This is a genomic window from Simplicispira hankyongi, assembly GCF_003570885.1.
GTDB lineage: Bacteria > Pseudomonadota > Gammaproteobacteria > Burkholderiales > Burkholderiaceae_C > Simplicispira > Simplicispira hankyongi.
On record NZ_QXJC01000011.1, the window covers coordinates 1 to 18,952 of the forward strand.

General features: G+C 64.1%; 12 protein-coding genes and 1 tRNA gene. 6 read left to right on the forward strand and 7 right to left on the reverse strand.

Going from position 1 to position 18,952, the window contains the following annotated elements:
• Positions 1-68 precede the first annotated feature (68 nt).
• Positions 69-413 (reverse strand): ArsR/SmtB family transcription factor, encoded by a 345-nt coding sequence (locus D3F03_RS15840; protein ID WP_119110415.1) that lies wholly within the window; start codon positions 411-413, stop codon positions 69-71.
• A gap of 394 nt (positions 414-807) precedes the next feature.
• On the opposite strand from D3F03_RS15840, the gene D3F03_RS15845 reads away from it, so the two are divergent.
• Genes D3F03_RS15845 through D3F03_RS15855 form a run of 3 tightly spaced genes read left to right on the forward strand, consistent with a single transcriptional unit; the run spans position 808 to position 9,415 of the window.
• Entirely contained in the window at positions 808-3,351 is a 2,544-nt protein-coding gene (locus tag D3F03_RS15845; RefSeq protein WP_425453159.1) for a sensor domain-containing protein, read from the forward strand.
• A gap of 39 nt (positions 3,352-3,390) precedes the next feature.
• Positions 3,391-8,301 (forward strand): response regulator, encoded by a 4,911-nt coding sequence (locus D3F03_RS15850; protein WP_119110416.1) that lies wholly within the window; start codon positions 3,391-3,393, stop codon positions 8,299-8,301.
• Positions 8,291-9,415, forward strand: coding sequence for a response regulator (locus tag D3F03_RS15855; RefSeq protein WP_119110417.1), 1,125 nt, complete (start codon positions 8,291-8,293; stop codon positions 9,413-9,415). The genes D3F03_RS15850 and D3F03_RS15855 overlap by 11 nt, the downstream gene beginning before the upstream one ends.
• A gap of 9 nt (positions 9,416-9,424) precedes the next feature.
• Here D3F03_RS15855 and D3F03_RS15860 read toward each other — a convergent pair whose 3' ends face one another.
• Entirely contained in the window at positions 9,425-10,351 is a 927-nt protein-coding gene (locus D3F03_RS15860; RefSeq protein ID WP_119110418.1) for an inositol monophosphatase family protein, read from the reverse strand.
• A gap of 144 nt (positions 10,352-10,495) precedes the next feature.
• Here D3F03_RS15860 and D3F03_RS15865 point away from each other — a divergent pair, with 144 nt between their 5' ends.
• Together D3F03_RS15865 and cysE are read left to right on the forward strand one after the other, a co-directional pair.
• Positions 10,496-11,317, forward strand: a complete 822-nt coding sequence (locus D3F03_RS15865) for an RNA methyltransferase (protein WP_119110419.1) — start codon at positions 10,496-10,498, stop codon at positions 11,315-11,317.
• 34 nt (positions 11,318-11,351) lie between these two features.
• Positions 11,352-12,128, forward strand: coding sequence for a serine O-acetyltransferase (gene cysE, locus D3F03_RS15870; RefSeq protein ID WP_119110420.1), 777 nt, complete (start codon positions 11,352-11,354; stop codon positions 12,126-12,128).
• Positions 12,129-12,228: 100 nt separating this feature from the next.
• On the opposite strand, the gene mog is transcribed toward cysE, so the two are convergent.
• Positions 12,229-12,837 carry a molybdopterin adenylyltransferase gene (gene mog, locus D3F03_RS15875; RefSeq protein WP_119110421.1) on the reverse strand — a complete coding sequence of 203 codons (609 nt, stop codon included), beginning with the start codon at positions 12,835-12,837 and terminating at the stop codon, positions 12,229-12,231.
• The gene (gene yjgA, locus D3F03_RS15880) at positions 12,830-13,504 is read right to left on the reverse strand and encodes a ribosome biogenesis factor YjgA (RefSeq protein ID WP_119110422.1); all 675 of its coding nucleotides are present in this window, start codon (positions 13,502-13,504) and stop codon (positions 12,830-12,832) included. Before yjgA ends, mog begins: the two co-directional genes overlap by 8 nt.
• A gap of 79 nt (positions 13,505-13,583) precedes the next feature.
• On the opposite strand from yjgA, the gene pmbA reads away from it, so the two are divergent.
• Positions 13,584-14,972, forward strand: coding sequence for a metalloprotease PmbA (gene pmbA, locus D3F03_RS15885; protein WP_119110423.1), 1,389 nt, complete (start codon positions 13,584-13,586; stop codon positions 14,970-14,972).
• A 150-nt stretch (positions 14,973-15,122) separates the two neighbouring features.
• Here the strand turns inward: pmbA and D3F03_RS15890 are convergent.
• The 3 genes from D3F03_RS15890 to pepN form a co-directional block, all read right to left on the reverse strand.
• A tRNA-Thr gene (locus D3F03_RS15890) sits at positions 15,123-15,198 on the reverse strand.
• Between the two features lie 11 nt (positions 15,199-15,209).
• On the reverse strand, positions 15,210-16,223 hold the full coding sequence (locus tag D3F03_RS15895) for a class 1 fructose-bisphosphatase (protein ID WP_119110424.1): 1,014 nt from the start codon (positions 16,221-16,223) through the stop codon (positions 15,210-15,212).
• The gene (gene pepN, locus D3F03_RS15900; RefSeq protein WP_119110425.1) at positions 16,220-18,949 is read right to left on the reverse strand and encodes an aminopeptidase N; all 2,730 of its coding nucleotides are present in this window, start codon (positions 18,947-18,949) and stop codon (positions 16,220-16,222) included. The genes D3F03_RS15895 and pepN overlap by 4 nt, the downstream gene beginning before the upstream one ends.
• Between the last annotated feature and the right edge of the window lie 3 nt (positions 18,950-18,952).

An 18,952-nucleotide genomic window follows, 5' to 3' on the forward strand; every position in this document is an offset into this window, starting at 1 on the left:
AGGCCAAAGCCATGGGCATGCAGCTCGTGCCCTCCGACAACACCGCTTGAAAACACCATGAAAATCAATCAGTTATCTGGTGTTTCTTGAGAGCAGCTGCAAGCCGTTGCCGCAGGGCTCAGGCAAGCGGCTCCTTGGCAGCAGTTTTCGGTGAGGTAGCTCAGCAGCTCGTTCATGGTGGCGAACGACGCGCGATAGATCAGGTTGCGCCCTTGGCGCTCTTGGCTGATGAGCCCTGAGTGGGCGAGCTCTTTGAGGTGGAAAGACAGCGTGTTGGGCGCGACATCCAGTTGGTCGGCGAGGATTCCGGGAGTGAGCCCAGCGTCGCCTGCCATGACCAACGCGCGAAAGACTCGCAAGCGCACTTCTTGGGCAAGAGCAGCAAGGGATTTGACAACGTCGATTTCTTTCATTTAGCAACTATACAACTATTATTGAAATATTGCAGAGTGCTTTGACTGGAGCATCGAAAGCCGGCCTGCCAACAGTCAACGCCAAGCTTTAAAGGCCGTGCTGCACCATGGGCGTGTGAGCGGAAAGGCCGGTGGCGCAGTGCACTTGGGGACTCCGGTCATGGTGGTGGGGACGCTCTCGGTGCTGGTGAGTGCAATCCATCGAAAGATCCATTGCCCATGACGAAGTCGCTTGTGCGTGCGGTGAGGTCCGTGCCATAAGCTGTCTGATACACAAGGTTTTCATGATGGTTACTTTTTGTAATACCATGCCGCGGCAGGCTTGGCTCCGGCTATTGCTGATCGGGGCATTGCATGGCCTGCTACTAATCACGCGGGAGGGTTTTGTGTGACCGTGAACCCGTCAGTGCGCCTATCCGACTCGGCGGTGCCTGCTGCTCATACGGCGTGGCCGGCTGCGCTGGCGAGCGTGCCCGCCATGCTCGATGCAGTGCCAGTGGCGCTCCTCCATTTTCAAATGGAAGGCGCTGAGTTGCGCTTGCAGTTTGCCAATGCTGCGGCACACCGCCTGCATGGCCTGCGGGCCGTGCGCACGCCTGCGGTGTCGGCTGCCAAGGTGTTTGTGTTGCTCGTGGGCACGCACTTGCTTGAGCAGTTGCACGCTGTGGCGCACTCGGGGGTACCGCTCGATTGCCAGCATGTGCTGCGTGACCAGGGGCAGTTGCGTCTGGCCTGGAAAATTCATGCAGAGTGCACACAGAAAAACCACGTTCTGGTGACGGTGCAGGACATCGCTGAATCCGAGGCCTTGGCGGGCAGTCTGTTGCACGCCCAAAGCACGCTGGCCGAAACCCAGCGCGAACTGCGTGAACAAACCGAGGTGTTTGGGACCATGGAGAGCATGGGGCGCTCGGGCTATTGGCGGCGCATACGCGATGAGGGCGAATCGGTGCTGCTGTGGTCGCCCGGCCTGTGCGACATCGCGGGGCTGGATCGGCAGGAATGGATCAGCACCGAGCGTGCGCTCAGTGGCGTGCTGCCAGAAGATCGACAGGTGTTCGAATCGGCGCACGGAGCCGGCTGCGACAGCGATATCGAATACCGCTGGCGCCGGCCCGATGGGCAGGTACGCTGGATGCGCGCGCGCGTGCGCCTGCCGGCGCAGCAGGACGGCGTGCTGGTGGAAATGGGCGTGGTGCAGGACGTGACCGACGAGCACCGATCGGCAGAACGCATGCGCGATCAACTGGATTTCATTCAGAGCATTGCCAGCCGTGTCCCGGGGTTCATTTACCAATGCCGCGTCCACCGGGATGGCAGCCACAGCTTGCCGTACGTGAGCGAGGCGGTCAATGAAATGATGGGCGTGTCCAACACACTCGTGCGCCAGGACCACCATGCGCTGGAGCGCAACGTCGTCAAAGGCGATATTCCCATGCTGCGCCGTGTGGTGAGGCGTGCCGTGCGCACGCTTGAGCCGTGGCATTGCGAGTACCGCGTGCAGGCACCAGATGGTTCGGTGCGCTGGCACATGACCAGCGCGGCCTTGCAGGCGGAATCCGACGGCTCGGTCTTGATGCATGGCTACACGCAGGACATTACCGACCGCAAGCATGCCGCCCAGGAGATCGAGCGCCTGGCTTTCTACGACCCGCTCACCCAGCTGCCCAATCGCCGCTTGCTGCTCGATCGGCTCGACCGCTTGGTACTCGGCAGCCAGCGCAGCCACCAGCACGGGGCCTTGTTGTTCATCGACCTGGACAACTTCAAGGACCTGAACGACACGCTGGGCCATGACATGGGCGATCAACTGCTGATTCAGGTTGCCCAGCGCCTCTTGGGCAGCGTGCGCGAATGCGACACCGTGGCGCGCTTTGGTGGCGATGAATTCGTTATCCTGCTCGACGGCCTTCACCGTGACATGGACGAGGCCGCGCGGCAGACCGAGGCCATTGCACGAAAATTGCTTTCGGCGCTGAACCAGTCCTTCGAACTAGCGGGCCAGAAGCACTACAGCACGCCCAGTATTGGGCTGACGCTGTTCGGCCAGGAGCGGCTGAGTGTGGAAGAGCTCCTCAAGCGAGCCGACCTGGCGATGTACGAAGCCAAGGCCGCAGGCCGCAACACCCACCGCTTCTTTGACCCAGGCATGCAGCAGGCGCTGCACGAGCGCTCCAGCCTGGAGGCCGATCTGCGCCAGGGCCTAGCGGGCGGCGAGCTCTTTGTGCACTACCAGCCGGTGGTCGATCACAAGGGTCGTGTCATGGGTGCCGAGGTGCTGGCCCGCTGGAGCCACCCGGTGCGCGGCGCCATCAGCCCGCTGGAGTTCATTCCCCTGGCTGAGCAGACCGGCCTTATCCTGCCCTTGGGCAAGCAGGTGATGCGCAGCGCCTGCGAGCAACTGGTGCAGTGGGCCAAACATTCACACACGGCGCACCTGAGCATTGCCGTCAACGTCAGCGCCCGGCAGTTTCGCCAAGCCGATTTTGCTGCCCAGGTGATGCAAATCCTCCAGGAGACGGGCGCGAACCCGTTCAGGCTCACGCTCGAACTGACCGAGAGCCTGCTGCTCGGCGATATCGAGGAGGCGATACAGCGCATGGTGCAGCTCAAGCGCGAAGGCGTAGGCTTTGCTTTGGACGACTTTGGCACAGGCTACTCCAGCCTGAGTTACTTGAAGCGTTTGCCTTTGGACCAGGTGAAGATCGACCGGGGTTTTGTGCGCGATGTGCTGACCGACCCGAACGATGCCGCCATTGTGCGCAGCATCCTGGCGCTGGCGCAAAGCCTCGACCTGGAGGTCGTGGCAGAAGGGGTCGAGACGGCTGGGCAACTGGGCTTTTTGCGCCTGCACGGTTGCGAGAAGTTCCAGGGTTTCCTGTTTGGTCGCCCAGGCCCTGCCGCAGATATCGAGGCACAGGCCCATGGTGAGGTTTGAAGCACCGAAGCATGGCTCCGGCGGCGGGAAGCGCCTGCCATGCTGATGGGCGCTCCTGCGGAGCAGCGCGTGCCCTGGTTCAGGGGGGTTGTGGCCGTGCTGTTGTTTTCGCTTGTGGGCGCTTGGCTCGCGGTGCTGGCGTTGCACGAGCAGCGCTTGGCCGAGCGACAGGTGCTGCGACAAAAAGTGCTCTCACGCGCCAGCAATGTACTGGCCGAGCACTCTACCCACAGTGCTGTGGTGGGCGCTGTGGCGCTCATGGGTCTGAACGAACCCTTGCTGAAAGCCGTGGCGCTAGGGGTGCGAGCGCCCGATGCCCCTGCTGCTCTGGGAGCGCTCGCCGCCGCACGCGAACGCTTTGGACTCGACGGTGCGTACGTGATCAATGCCCACGGAATCGTCGTGGCGCATCAGACGGCAGGTGCCAGCTCCACAGGTCTCGATGTCGGTTTTCGTCCGTATTTTCAACAGGCCATGCGGGGCCAGATCGGCATCTACGCGGCCATTGGCTCCAAGACGAACACCCGTGGTCTCTACATTGCCGCGCCGCTGTATGCGGGCAGCACGGTGCAGACGCCCATCTTGGGTGCGGTGATGTTCAAGCTGCCGTTTGCTGTCGTGGACGCTGCGCTTGCTGGTACGGGCCTGACGGCGCTGCTGCTTTCGCCACAGGGGGTGGTGATGGCCTCCAGCCGCCCTGAATGGTTGTACGCGCTGACCCCACCACTGACGCAGAGCCGCATTGACGCCATTGCGCGCCTGGGTCAGTTGGGCCACTATTTCGATAACGGGGTGGCCTCGGAGTTGCCCTTTTCATTGGGCTTGTCGAAGGTTCTGATCGACGGAGTCCCGCAAGCTGTGGAGCACCAGGAGATGGACTGGGGCGACCCTGGAGGCCCCTGGTCCATGGTGGTACTGGAAGACATCTCACAGGTCATGCCATGGCCGGTGCGCCTGCGCTACGGGGGCATGGCTTTTGTGTTCTTGGCTTTGCTGGGCCTGTTGGTGCTCGAATTGCTGCGCAACCGCGCCCGTATCGCGGCCACGCAGCAGCGCCTGTTCGTGCTGGGCGCGGCGCTGGAGAACAGTCCTCTGGGCGTGGTGGTGACCGATGCCCAGGGGGTGATCGAATGGGTCAATCCTGAATTCGAGCGCAATACCGGCTATTGCCTCGATGAGGTACGGGGCCACAAGCCCTCACTGCTGGCCAGCGGCAAGACACCCATGCAGACCTTCAACGGTATGTGGGCCGCTGTCATGACCGGGCATGCGTGGAAGGGGCATTTCATCAACCGCCGCAAAGATGGCACCGAATACCACGAGGAGGCAACGCTCTCGCCCGTGCGCAATGCGCGTGGGGTCTGCGTCGGCATGGTGGGCCTGCACCAAGAGGTCTCGCAGCGTATGCGCGAGCAGGAAAAATTGCGGCGCAGCGAGCGCAGGCTGAAGGAGTTGCTGGAGCAACAGAACGCCATTTTTGACAATGCGCCGCCCGTGCTGCTGACATGTGACGGTGCCATGCACCTGTTCAATCCGGCTTTCGTGGCCTTGCTGGGCGGCACCCCCGAGCAGTTGCAGGACCAGCGCGTGAGCATGCTGTTTGGTAGCCCGGAGCAGCATGCCGCATTTGCCGCATACGTGGCGCCGCAGCTCGCGCAGGGCCTGCCGGTGCGCGAGAACTGGGCCGTGCAGCGGCTGGATGGCCGTGTGATAGACGTTCGCATGTCGGGGCGCGCCGTGCATCTGGATGGGTACCCCAATGCCGCCTTGTGGGTCATTGAGGATGTGACCGAGGTGCACCGCGCTGAACGCACCATGCGCGAGACGAGCGAGCGCCTGGAGTTGGTGCAAGAGGCAGGAAAAACGGCCGTTTTCGATGTGGACCTGCGCATCGGGCGCTGCCTCTGGCGCGAGAAGATCGAAGGGGTAGAGGGCATCACCGAGCGGGTATTTGACGACTGGCGTGCCATCTGGCTTGACCGTCTGTGGCCAGCGGACAGCGCCGCTGCCATGGCGCGCATAGACGCAGCGCTGCAGGGCGATACCTGCAGTTTCCACGATGCCTGGCGCCTGCAGCGTCTTGAAGAGGGAGTGCGCTGGTACGCCTGCACCGCCCATATCCAGCGCGACGGCGAGGGCAAGGCCGAGCGCATCGTCGGCGTTATCGTGGATATCGACGCCTACAAGAAGCTCGAAGAGCAGGTGGCGGCCCAGGTGCAGTTCCAGCAGGTGCTGATGGACACCATCCCGGTGCCCATTTTTTATAAGGACGACCAGGGCCGTTATCTGGGATTCAACCGGGCCTATGAGCAAGCATTTGGAATTCGGCGTGAGGACTTCCTGGGCCGGACGGTGCAAAGCCTGGTGTATTTGTCGCAGGATGCACGCGACCGCTTCGAGGCCGATGCGCAGGCGGCGCTGCAGGGGGGCACGGCCGTGCACCGCGAGATCGTCATGCCCCAGGCAGACGGGCAGCCGCACCACATGCTGTTCTGGTTGCAGGGTTTTCGCCGGCCTGATGGTGCGCCGGGCGGGGTGATTGGTGTCTTTGTGGACATCAGCGACCGCGAACGCGTGCAACAGGAGCTGCGCCATGCCAAGGAGCTTGCCGAAGAAGCCACGGCGCTCAAATCCAACTTCCTCGCCAACATGAGCCACGAAATCCGTACGCCCATGAACGCCATCATCGGAATGTCGCACCTGGCGCTCAGGTCGGGGTTGAACCAGCGACAGCACGATTACGTCAGCAAGATCGGCCAGGCCAGCCAACACCTGATGGGGGTGATCAACGATATTCTTGATTTTTCGCGCATTGAGGCGGGCAAGCTGCGCATCGAAGCACAGCCTTTCGTGCTCGACCAGGTGCTGGGTGGTGTCGTCGATGTGGTGAGCCACAAGGCCAGTGCACAGGGCTTGGAGCTTATTTGCGATGTGGCGCCCGACGTGCCGCCCAATCTCGTGGGGGATGCCTTGCGCATCGGGCAGATTCTCATCAACTACACCAACAACGCCATCAAGTTCACCGAGCGCGGCGAGGTGGGCATTGTGGTGCGCGTGCAGCAGCGGCAGGGCGAGCAGGTCCTGCTGCGTTTCGAGGTGCGGGACACCGGAATTGGTCTCGCCCCCGAGCAGATTGAGCGCCTGTTCCAGAGTTTCCAGCAGGCCGACACCTCCACCACGCGCCGCTATGGTGGCACGGGCCTGGGGTTGGCCATCAGCAAAAGTCTGGCCGAACTCATGGGCGGCGAGGTGGGCGTGCGCAGCCTGCCGGGGCAGGGCTCCACCTTCTGGTTTACCGTGCCGGTGCAACGCGGCGCACCGGCACGGCCTCTGCTACCGGCCCCTGATTTGCGCGGCCTGCGGGTGCTGGTGGTGGACGACAACGCGCATGCCGCCACGGTGATCGCCGAGATGCTGCAATCCATGAGCTTTGAAGTCGAGCAGGCCCATTCGGGCGCCGAGGCGCTGCGGGCCTTGCAACGCGCCACGCCGCAGGGGCAGGCCTTTGACCTGGTCGTACTCGACTGGCAGATGCCAGGGATGGATGGCCTGGAGCTCGCGCGGCGCATTGGTGAGCTGCGCCTGCCACGGCTGCCGCGGCGCGTCATGGTGACCGGCTTTGGCCGTGAAGACGTGCTGGGCTCCGCGCGGCGCCAGGGGATTGAAGAGGTGCTCATCAAACCAGTGAGTGCCTCCGTCATGTTCGACACGCTGATGGCCGTCCTGGGTGACCACGGCGAGCTTGCGACGGACTCTGTCGCAGCGGCGCCACTGTCGCTTGCCTGTGGCAGTCCGCAGTTCGCTGCCTTGCGCGGTGCGCGTGTGTTGGTGGTCGAAGACAACGAACTCAACCAGCAGGTGGCGCGTGAAATGCTGGAAGAGGTGGGCGTGGTGGTGGAGGTTGCCAGCAACGGCGAGGAGGGCGTGGCCATGGCGAGCGCGCGGCCCTTTGACCTGGTCCTGATGGACATGCAAATGCCGGTGATGGATGGGCTGGAGGCCACGCGCAAGCTGCGTGCCGAACCCCGCTTGTCGGCGCTGCCCGTGATCGCCATGACCGCCAACGCGCTGGAGGCCGATCGCGAGCGTTGCCTGGATGCCGGCATGAACGACCATCTGGCCAAACCCATGGCCGCGGAAAGCCTGTGGAAGACCCTGCAGCGCTGGCTCGCGCCAGCCGCCCGGGGTGCTGCGGACACGCCAGCCACCGTCGACAGGCCCGGAGCGGGCGCGGCTTTGGACGACACCGTGCTGCCAGCGGTTCCGGGCTTGAATCTGGTGCAGGGTTTGCGCAGCACCATGGGCCGGCGCGCGCTCTACGCCGAGACATTGCGGCGCTTTCTCGGGAGCCAGGAGCATGCGCCGGCACGCATCGGCGAAGCATTGGCCGCGGGCCATGGCGAAATTGCGCTGCGCGAGGCCCACACCTTGCGCGGCCTTGCGGGCATGGTCGGGGCCACGGCAGTACAAGACAGTGCTGAGCGGCTTGAAGAGGCGCTTCGCAACGGCCCCCAAGATGATGAAGCCGTGCGGCCTTTGCTGGAGGCGCTGAAGGCGAATGTGGACCAATTGGTGCAATCACTGCAGCCCTGGCGTGGGCGGGTGCAGGGGCCTGCTGGTGGTGCTTTGCCCGGGGCGGCTGCAGCAAGTCTGGCAACGGGTGGATCGGCCCGGCAGGACCCTGCTTTGCGCGAGGCAATCAACACCGCGCTGCAGCAATTGCACGAGCTGTTGCAGCGCGACGACCCGGCAGCGGTCGTCTTTGTGCAGCGCCATGCCGCGCTGCTGCAGCAGGCCTTGGGTTCGGCACTGCCCGCGCTCCAGGCCCACCTTGAACAGTTTGACTACGAAAACGCGTTGCGGCTCTTGGACGGGCAGCGCGTGGCGTTGGCACAAGCGCCCGGCTATCCGCCAAGGCACCGCCGCAAAGGGAGTTCCCATGCAACGTGAAAATGGCCTGACCGCCTCGGTTGAATGGCGCGACCGGCACTTGCCCACCGTGCTGGTGGTGGACGATACGCCGGACAACCTGGCATTCATGTCCGAGCTGCTGGGGGAACACTACCGTGTGAAGGTCGCGAGCAGCGGTGCCCGCGCGCTCAAGGCCGCCCAGGCCGAGCCTGTTCCCGACCTCGTCCTGCTCGACATCATGATGCCGGACCTGGACGGCTATGAAGTGTGCAGGCAGCTTAAAGCCACAGCCGCCACGCGCGACATTCCGGTTATTTTTTTGACGGCGCTTGCCGACACCGAGGCCGAGCGCAAGGGTTTTGCATTGGGCGCGGTGGATTACGTCACCAAACCCGTGAGCCCGCCCATCTTGCTCGCGCGCGTGCAGACGCATCTGGCGCTCAAGGCCACGGCGGATTTTCTGCGCGACAAAAGCGCCTACCTGGAGCGCGAAGTGGCCTTGCGCACGCTGGAAGTGCAGGCGATCCAGGACGTTGCCATGATGGCGCTGGCCTCACTGGCCGAGACGCGCAACGATGAAACCGGCAACCACATCCGGCGCACGCAGCTGTATGTGAAGGCCTTGGCCGAGAGACTGCGCACACACCCGCGCTTCGAGCCGGTGCTAAGCCGCTACATGATCGATCTGCTCTACAAATCGGCGCCACTGCACGACATTGGCAAGATTGGTGTCTCCGACCTGGTGTTGCTCAAACCCGGCAAGCTCACCGACGAGGAGTTTGAGTTGACCAAGGCGCATGCGCGACTGGGAAGCAAGGCCATCGAGAGCGCCGAACGGCAGCTTGGCATGCGGGTGCGATTTTTGAGTGTGGCCAAGGAAATGGCCCGCAGCCACCACGAGCGCTGGGACGGCACAGGCTACCCTGACGGCCTGGCCGGCGACGCCATTCCCGTGCCGGCACGGCTGATGGCGGTGGCCGACGTCTACGACGCGATCATCAGCGAGCGGGTGTACAAAACCGCTGGCACGCACGAGCAGGCTGGCATCGCCATCGTGAAAGGCCGGGGGACGCAGTTCGATCCGGATGTTGTCGATGCCTTTATCGACATCGCCGAAGAGTTCCACACCATTGCGCTGAACTATCCGGATTGAACGGCTGGCTTAGATCTCCGCGTCGTCTTCCAGCTTGCTGGGGACATTGCTCGGCGTCTCGCTCGCAGAAGCAGCTTCCGACAGCTCCTGCGCCGCCTGGCGCACGGCGGCTTTGTCACCGGCACCGGCGAACTTGCTGTATTTGCCCAGAATCTGCACCAACTGGCCGTAGATGCGGGGCGTGCCGGCCAGGCATTCGCGTTGCTCCAGAAAATCGGATTCACCGGTGAAGTTGCCGATCAGGCCGCCGGCCTCGGTCACCAGCAGTGAGCCGGCTGCCACGTCCCAGATGGACAGGCCGGTCTCAAAAAAACCTTCGGTGTAGCCGGCTGCCACGTAGGCCAGATCCAGCGCGGCAGCGCCGGGCCGGCGCAGGCCGGCGGTGCGCTGCATGACGTCGCCCATCATGTTCAGGTAGCTCTTGAAGTTGTCGCCCGGGCGGAATGGGAAACCCGTGGACAGCAGCGACTCCTTGAGCTGCGTGCGCTTGGAGACGCGGATGCGCCGCTCGTTCAGGAAGGCGCCGCGCCCCTTGGTGGCCGTGAACAGGTCGTTGCGGCTGGGGTCGTAAATGACGGCCTGCTCGACCTTGCCGCGCACCGCCAGCGCAATGCTGACGCAATACACCGGGAAGCCGTGAATGAAGTTGGTGGTACCGTCCAGCGGGTCAATGATCCAGACGTATTCCGAATCTTTCGCCCCATGCTCGCTGCCCGACTCTTCCGCAACGATCCCGTGGCCCGGATAGGCTGTCAGCAGCGTTTCGATGATGGCGCGCTCGCTGGCGTGGTCGACTTCGGTAACGAAGTCGTTGATCTGCTTTTGCGAGATGCGCACCGATTCCACGTCAAGCGCCGCGCGGTTGATGATGGCGCCGGCGGCGCGGGCGGCCTTGATGGCCACGTTGAGCATGGGGTGCAGGTTGGGGGACGACATGGAATTTTTAAGCGGGAGGGCGGCGTGCCAGAGCGGCGCGGCGCACAAGGTGCAAGAACGGAAAATCGCTGACCGGCGATGCGGGCAGCGACAATAAGCCTCCGATTTTACGCGTCTGGCTCTTGAGTTGCCCGCGACCGTCCTATGAAAACCCGCTTCATCCTGATCAACACCAGCCACGCCGGCAATGTGGGCGCCACCGCGCGCGCCATGAAAACCATGGGCTTTGGCGACCTGGTGCTGGTCGCCCCCCGCTGGCCCAACGTGCTGCGGCGCGAGGAAACCATCCAGCGCGCCAGCGGTGCTCTCGACGTGCTGGAGAACGCGCGCATCGTCGCCACGCTCGACGAAGCGCTGGATGGCGTGAACCACCTCTGTGCCACCGCCATGACGCCGCGCGACTTTGGCCCGCCCACGCGTGCGCCGCGTGCGCATTTTGAATTGCTATTGAAAGGAGAGCAGCTTGCGCAGTTGGGACAAGCGCTGGAGGCTGAAAACACTTCAAACCTGGTGTTGGAGCCGCCTGCTTCTGCTGCGGGTGCGCAAAGCACAGAGGCAGGCATCGCCTTCCTGTTTGGCTCGGAGCGTTTTGGCATGAGCAACGAAGACGTGTACCGCTGCCACGTCGCGCTCTCGATCCCCACCAACCCCAAGTTCAGCTCGCTCAACCTCGGTGCTGCGGTGCAGCTCATCGCCTACGAATGGCGCCAGGCATTGGGCGGTTTTCCCGTGTACAGCAGCGCGCCTGCGTCGCAGCAGGCCGATGCCCAGCAGGTGGCCGGCATGCTGGCGCACTGGGAGGAGGCGCTGGCCGCCATTGGTTTCCTGGACCCGGCAGCACCCAAAAAACTGATGCCGCGCCTGAACCAGATGTTCAACCGCGCGCAGCCGACACAGGAGGAAATCCACATCCTGCGCGGTGTCGCCAAGGCCATGCTGCAGACCGCAGCCCAGGCAAAGCACTAAACTGGCTGCCTGCCTGCTTCATTCTCTCGTTCCCATGTTCTCCCGCCTGCGCTCCGATATCCAATGCATCCTGGAGCGCGACCCGGCCGCGCGCAGTTCGTTCGAGGTGCTGACCTGCTACCCCGGCCTGCACGCCCTGTGGCTGCACCGGCGCGCCCACTGGTGCTGGACGCATGGCCTCAAATGGCTGGGGCGCTTTATTTCGCACTTTGCACGCGGGTTCACCGGCATTGAAATCCACCCCGGCGCCAAGATCGGCGAGCGCGTGTTCTTCGACCACGCCATGGGCGTGGTGGTCGGCGAAACCGCCGAGATCGGCGACGGTTGCACCATCTACCAAGGCGTGACGCTAGGCGGCACTTCGCTCTACAAGGGGGTCAAGCGCCACCCGACGCTGGGCAAGGATGTGGTTGTCAGCGCCGGCGCCAAGGTGCTGGGCGGCTTCGAGATTGGCGATGGCGCAAAAATAGGCAGCAACGCCGTGGTGATCAAGCCCGTGCCCGCAGGCGCCACGGCGGTGGGCATTCCGGCGCGCATCATCCCCTCGAAGGAAGGCCAGAGCGCCGACGTGACCGAGCCACAGGCCCCCAAGTTCACGGCCTACGGCATCACGCAGGAGGACGACCCCCTCTCGCAGGCCATGCGTGGCCTGGTGGAGAGCGCCGGCTCGCAAGAGCACCAGATCGCGCTGCTCTGGCAAGCCATTGAAAAGCTCTCGGCCGGCCAGCATACCCAGGGCTGCGTACCGGGCGACGCGGCGCTGAAAGAGCAGTTCGAGGCGGGCAAGCTCAACGACCTGATCGGTAAATAGCAGCGCGCTTGTGTGCTCTTTTATTGAGAGCTGAAAGCGCTTAGTGTGTAAGCGCTATAGCCAGTTTTCATGATATTTTTCGACAGTGTGGCGCGTGCGCTCAGGTTCGCACGGGCCGCTGCGCCGTCTTGGGCCTGAACGCCTTGCACACCGCCTCGCGGGTCTCCAGGTACGGCCCGCCGATCAGGTCGATGCAATAGGGCACGGCGGCAAAAATCCCTGCCGCCAGCAGGCTGCCGTCTGCAGCGCGGGCGCCTTCCAGCGTTTCGGCAATCGCCTTGGGCTGGCCGGGCAGGTTGATGATCAGGCTCTGGTTGCGAATCACCGCCACCTGGCGCGACAGGACGGCTGTGGGTACGAAGCGCAGGCTGATACTGCGCATCTGTTCGCCAAAACCCGGCATTTCCTTGTGCGCTATGGCCAGTGTGGCCTCGGGCGTCACATCGCGCGGGGCGGGGCCGGTGCCGCCCGTGGTCAGCACCAGGCTGCAGCCGGCGTCCACCAGGGCCACCAAAGTGTCGCTGATGGTCTGCTGTTCGTCGGCAATCAGGCGCGGCAGAAACTCGATGGGGTTGTGCAGCGCGCGCGCCAGCCAGTCCTGCAGCGCGGGCAGGCCCTTGTCTTCGTAAACGCCGGTGCTGGCGCGGTCGCTGATGGAAACGATGCCGATTTTCACCGGCTCGGGTGGGGGCAGGCTGGGGTCAGTCATTGGGCTCGTCTTCGTCAGGGGGCTCTGTTGCGTCGTCGGCTTCGCTTGCGCCGCCAAGGGCGGTACGCACCAGCGCAAACAGTTCGCGGTAGGCGCGGCCCTTGCGCGGGGCCAGGCCCGTGGATTCGGCAATCTTGGCGTCGTGGGCGCTCTGCGCGTCCTTGCGCGCCTGGCGGATCAGCGCGCGCAGTTGCTGGATATCGGTGTCGGGGTGGTGGGCAATCCATTCGGCCTGCGCTGCATCTTCGCTGATCAGCCGGTCGCGCCACTGCTCCGCCTGGTGCAGCGCCATCTTCTCTTGTGCCGAGCCGCTGTGCTGCACATCCAGCGCGGCGCGGGCGGCTTCCACCGTGGCCTCGTCGAGCTTGCGCATGAGCTTGCCGACAAACTGCATCTGCCGGCGTTTGCCCTCGAAATTGGTGATACGGCGGGCTTCGGCGAGCGCATCCACCAACTTATCGGGCAGTTTCAGGCCGGCCAGCAAATCGGCCCGCAGCGTGAGCAGATCTTTGCCCAGGTCCTGGAGCGCATCGCTCTCGCGCTTGAGGTCGGTACGGCTCGAATCGGCCGTGCCTTTGAGCTCGGCTTTGAGTTCGAGATCCAATTCGCTGCCTTCGGCAACGAACTGACCGCGCACGTAGTAGCCTTTTTTGGGTTTGCGTGACATGTGAAATGGGGGTTGGGGCAGCACGGGCTGCCCGGGGCGCTCTCCTGATGGAGAAGCCGCAAGTATCATAGCCCTCGCCATGAACCCAACCGACTCCCGCGCCGACACCGGCTTCAGCTATTCCCGCCCGTTTTTTGAAGAACTGGTGGACCAGGCGTTGCAACACGCCAAAAAACTCGGCGCGAGCGATGCCGCCGCCGAAGCCTCCGAGGGCAGCGGCCTGTCGGTAGGCGTTCGCAAGGGCGAGCTCGAGACTGTGGAGCGCAACCGCGACAAGTCACTCGGCGTTACGGTCTATGTCGGCCAGCGCCGCGGTAACGCCAGCACCTCGGATTTTTCGCGTGCCGCCATCGAGCAGACCGTGCAGGCGGCCTATGATATTGCCCGCTTTACCGCTGCCGACCCCATGGCGGGTCTGCCCGATGAAGGCGATATTGCCCTGCCCGAGACGCACCGCACCGATCTGGAGCTGTTCCACCCCTGGGCCCTGACCAGCGAAGAGGCAGCGCGCATCGCGCTCGAATGCGAGGCCGCAGCCTTTGCCACCAGCCGGCGCATCACCAACAGCGAGGGCGCTGGCGTGTCGGCCCAGCAAAGCCATTTTTTCACCGCCCACACGCGTGGTTTTCGCGGCGGCTACGCCACCTCGCGCCACAGCCTCTCTTGTGCCCCCATCGCCAAAAGCCCCGGCAAGCGCGGCGACATGCAGCGCGACGCCTGGTACAGCTCCATGCGCGACGCGCAGGAGCTGGCCGCACCGGCTGACGTGGGCCGTTACGCCGCCGAGCGTGCGCTCGCGCGCCTGGGCAGCCGCAAGCTCCCCACGACACAATGCCCGGTGCTGTTCGAGTCACCTTTGGCGGCGGGCCTGCTCGGCGCCTTTGTACAGGCGGTGAGCGGTGGCGCGTTGTACCGAAAAAGCAGTTTTTTGCTCGACTCGCTGGGCAAGCAGGTTTTCCCCAAGCACATTGATATTCTGGAAGACCCGTTCATCGCGCGCGGCAAAGGCAGTTCGCCTTTTGACGAAGAGGGCGTGCGCGTGGCGCCGCGCAAGGTGGTGGACGCCGGCTGCGTGCAGGGTTACTTCCTGAGCAGCTATTCGGCCCGCAAATTGGGAATGAAAACCACGGGCAATGCCGGCGGTTCGCACAATCTCATCCTGAGTTCGCGCCGCACGAAAAAAGGCGACGACCTGGACGCGATGCTGAAAAAACTGGGCACGGGCCTGTTCGTCATCGAGCTGATGGGCCAGGGCGTGAACTACGTCACCGGCGACTATTCGCGCGGCGCCAGCGGCTTTTGGGTGGAGAACGGAGAAATCGCCTACCCAGTGCACGAAATCACCATCGCCGGCAACATGGCCGCCATGCTCAAGGGCATCGAGGCGGTGGGCGCGGACGCGTACAACTACGGTGCGAAAACAATTGGGTCGGTGCTGGTGAACCGGATGAAGGTGGCGGGGAGCTGAGAGGGGTCTTAAGGCGCCAAGGATGGGCCAATTCGTCCAAGGCGCTTATAGGCGGCGGTGGTGTAAGCGCTCTTATTAAGCGCGGTCCAATCATCCACAGGCAGGATCAAAAGAAAAGCCCCTGACTCTTGCGAATCAGGGGCCTTCATTTGGTGCCGGAGAGATGAATCGAACACCCGACCTTCTCATTACGAATGAGCTGCTCTACCGACTGAGCTACACCGGCTTAGCTCAAAATTATAGCCCGGAATGGTAGCTGGTCACGCGTTCAACCTCGTTTTTTGAGCCCAGAATGACGCTGACGCGTTCATGCAGCTTGGTCGGCTGGATGTCCAGGATGCGCTCCTTGCCATTCGTGGCGGCGCCGCCGGCCTGCTCGATGAGCCAGGCCATGGGGTTGGCCTCGTACATCAGGCGCAGCTTGCCGGGCTTGTTGGGTTCGCGTTGATCCCAGGGGTACATGAAGACGCCGCCGCGGGTGAGGATGCGGTGCACGTCGGCCACCATGCTGGCGATCCAGCGCATGTTGAAGTCTTTGCCGCGCGGGCCTTCCTTGCCGGCCAGGCACTCGTCGATGTAGCGGCGCACGGGCGGGGCCCAGTGGCGCATGTTGCTCATGTTGATGGCGAATTCCTGCGTGTCGGCGGGAATGCGCACGTTCTCCTGGGTGAGGACGAACGAACCCTGCTCGCGGTCCAGCGTGAACATGACGACGCCGTCGCCCACGGTCAGTACCAGGGTGGTCTGCGGGCCGTAGACGCAGTAGCCGGCGGCGACCTGGCGGTTGCCGGGCTGCAGAAAATCGCCTTCGTCCACGCCGCGGTCACCTTCGGGCATGTGCAGCACGCTGAAGATGGTGCCGATGCTGACGTTCACGTCGATGTTGCTGGAGCCATCGAGTGGGTCGAACAGCAGCAGGTATTCGCCCTTGGGGTAGCGGTTGGGCACTACGTAGATGGCGTCCATTTCTTCGGACGCCATGCCCGCCAGGTGGCCGCCCCATTCGTTGGCTTCGATCAGCACCTCGTTGGCGATGATGTCGAGCTTCTTCTGGATTTCGCCCTGCACGTTTTCGCTGTCGGCACTGCCCAGAACGCCGCCGAGCGCGCCCTTGTTCACCGCGTGGCTGATGCTCTTGCAGGCGCGTGCGACCACTTCAAGCAGCAGGCGCAACTGGCCGGGGATGAGGCCGTCGATGCGCTGCTGCTCAACGAGGTAGCGGGTGAGGGAGATTTTCTTGGGGGGTGTCATGGGGTCTCCAGGGCGCGGGTGACCACCTCGCGCACGTCCTTGCTGAGTTTGGCATGTCCGGCCACTTGGGCAATGGCGGTATGCGCCACGCTGCGCCAGGGTTCGGCCAGCTTGCTCCAGCGGTCCAAGGCGCGCGCCAGGCGGGCGGCGACTTGCGGGTTGATGGCGTCAAGCGCGAGCACGCGGTCGGCCCAGAAGCGGTAGCCGGCGCCGTCTGCGCGGTGAAAGGCGCCAGGGTTGGCGCTGCAGTAGCTGAAGATGAGGCTGCGCGCGCGGTTCGGATTGCCGATCTGGAAGTCCGGGTGCTTCATCAGCGCCTGCACGGCGGGCAGTACGTGGCCGCCGCGATCGGGCGTGCCGGCCTGCAGGGCAAACCATTTGTCGATGACCAGGGCGTCGTCCTTGAACAAGGCATGGAAGCGCGCCAGTGCGGCCGCGGCGTGCGGGTGGCCGCTGGTGACCAGGGCTGCAAGTGCAGCAAAGCGGTCGGTCATGTTGCCGGCATCCTTGAAGCGCTGCAGCGTTTTGCCGGGCCAGACGGCGTCACCCGTGTGCTGCGCGGCGAGGCACAGCATGGACAGCGCCTGGCCGGCGAGGGCGCGGCGGCCGGCCGACGCCGCGTCTGGCTGGTAGGCGCCGGTGTCGTGGCTGGCTTCGTAGGCGGCTTCCCAGTCGCTGCGCAGGGCGGTGGCCAGTTGCAGGCGCATGGCTTCGCGCACCGCATGCACGCGCTGCGGGTCCACCACGTCGAGCTGCTCGGCCAGGTAGCTTTCGGAGGGCAGGCTCAGCACCAGCTCCTTGTAGGCGGCGTCGAGTTGCGGGTCGCGCAGTGTGCGGCGCAGGGCGGCGAGCAGGTCCGCGTCCATGATTTCAGCATCCAATGTGCCTCCAGCGCTTGATGCATCTGCGCTACCAGCTATTGCATTGATAGCGCAGCGCAGCATCAGGCGCTGGCCTGCTTCCCAGCGGTTGAAGGCGTCGGTGTCGTGCGCCAGCAGCGTCAATAGCTCGGCATCGGTGTAGGCGTAGTCCAGCCGCACCGGTGCGCTGAACGAGCGCAGCAGCGAAGGCACGGGCGCGCTCGCCACGCCGATGAAGCGCAGCGTCAGGCTGGCCGCGTCGAGCACCACGGTGCGCGTGCTGGCGCCGGGGGCGGTTTCGCCTTCCATCTGCAGGGGCAGGGCGCTGCCGTCCTGTGCCAGCAGGCCCAGTTCGACGGGAATGACGAAAGGCAGCTTGCTCGGCTGGTTCGGTGTGGCTGGGCAGCTTTGGCTGAGCGTGAGGGTGTAGGTTTGCGCGGTGGCGTCGTATTCGCCTTGCGCCTTGACGCAGGGCGTGCCGGCCTGGCTGTACCAGCGTTTGAAGGCATCGAGCCGCGTGGCCAGTTCGCTGCCGGGGTTGGCGTCGGCAATCGCGGCTGCGAAGTCGTCGCAGGTGACGGCCTGGCCGTCGTGGCGCTCGAAGTACAGCTTCATGCCGCGCGCAAAGCCCTCGCGGCCCACCAGGGTGTGCATCATGCGCACCACTTCAGCACCTTTTTCGTAAATGGTGACGGTGTAGAAGTTGTTGATTTCCACGTAGCTTTCGGGCCGTACCGGGTGCGCCATGGGGCCAGCGTCTTCGGGGAACTGCACGGTGCGCAGCACGCGCACATCCTCGATGCGCTTGACGGCGCGGGCCGAGGCGCTGCCCGCCATGTCCATGGAAAATTCCTGGTCGCGGAACACCGTCAGGCCTTCTTTCAGGCTGAGCTGGAACCAGTCGCGGCAGGTGACGCGGTTGCCGGTCCAGTTGTGGAAGTACTCGTGGCCGACCACGCTCTCGATGTTGGAAAAATCAACATCGGTGGCCGTGGCCTGGCTGGCCAGCACGTACTTGGTGTTGAAGACGTTCAGGCCCTTGTTCTCCATGGCGCCCATGTTGAAGTCGCTGGTGGCGACGATCATGAAGCGCTCCAAATCAAGGCTGAGGCCAAAGCGCGTTTCATCCCACGCGACGCTGGCCATCAGGGAATTCATCGCGTGCTCGGTCTTGCCCAGGTCGCCGGGGCGCACGTACACCTCCAGCAGATGCTCCTTGCCCGTGCGGGACGTGATGCGCTGCTGGCGCGCGACCAGTTTGCCGGCCACCAGGGCGAACAGGTAGCAGGGCTTTTTGTGCGGGTCCACCCATTTGGCGAAGTGCCGGCCGCCATCCAAGTCGCCTTGTTCCACCAGGTTGCCGTTGGAGAGCAGCACCGGGTAGGCGGCCTTGTCGGCGCGCAGCAGCACCTGGTAGCTGGCCATGACGTCTGGGCGGTCGAGGAAGTAGGTGATGCGGCGAAAGCCCTCGGCCTCGCACTGCGTGAAGAACGTGCCCTGGCTCACGTAGAGCCCCATCAGGGCGGTGTTCTTCTCGGGCGCGCAGGTGGTGAAGATCTCCAGGTCAAAACCGGCCTCGTCCTGGGGCAGGTTTTCAAGCACCAATTGGCCTGCGTCCATGCGAAAAGACGTGCCGGCGCCGTTGACCATCACGCGCGCAAGGTTCAGCTCGTCGCCGTCGAGGCGCAGCGGCTGCGCTGGCACGTCCGGGTTGCGGCGCACGCGCATGCGGTTCAGGACGCGTGTCTTGGCCGGGTCGAGGTCGAAGGTGAGGTCTACGGTGTCGATCCACCAGGCCGGGGCCTGGTAGTCGCCGCGGTGGCGGGCGGTGGCGGGTGCCTGGCCGTCTTCGCGCAATGAAAACATGCA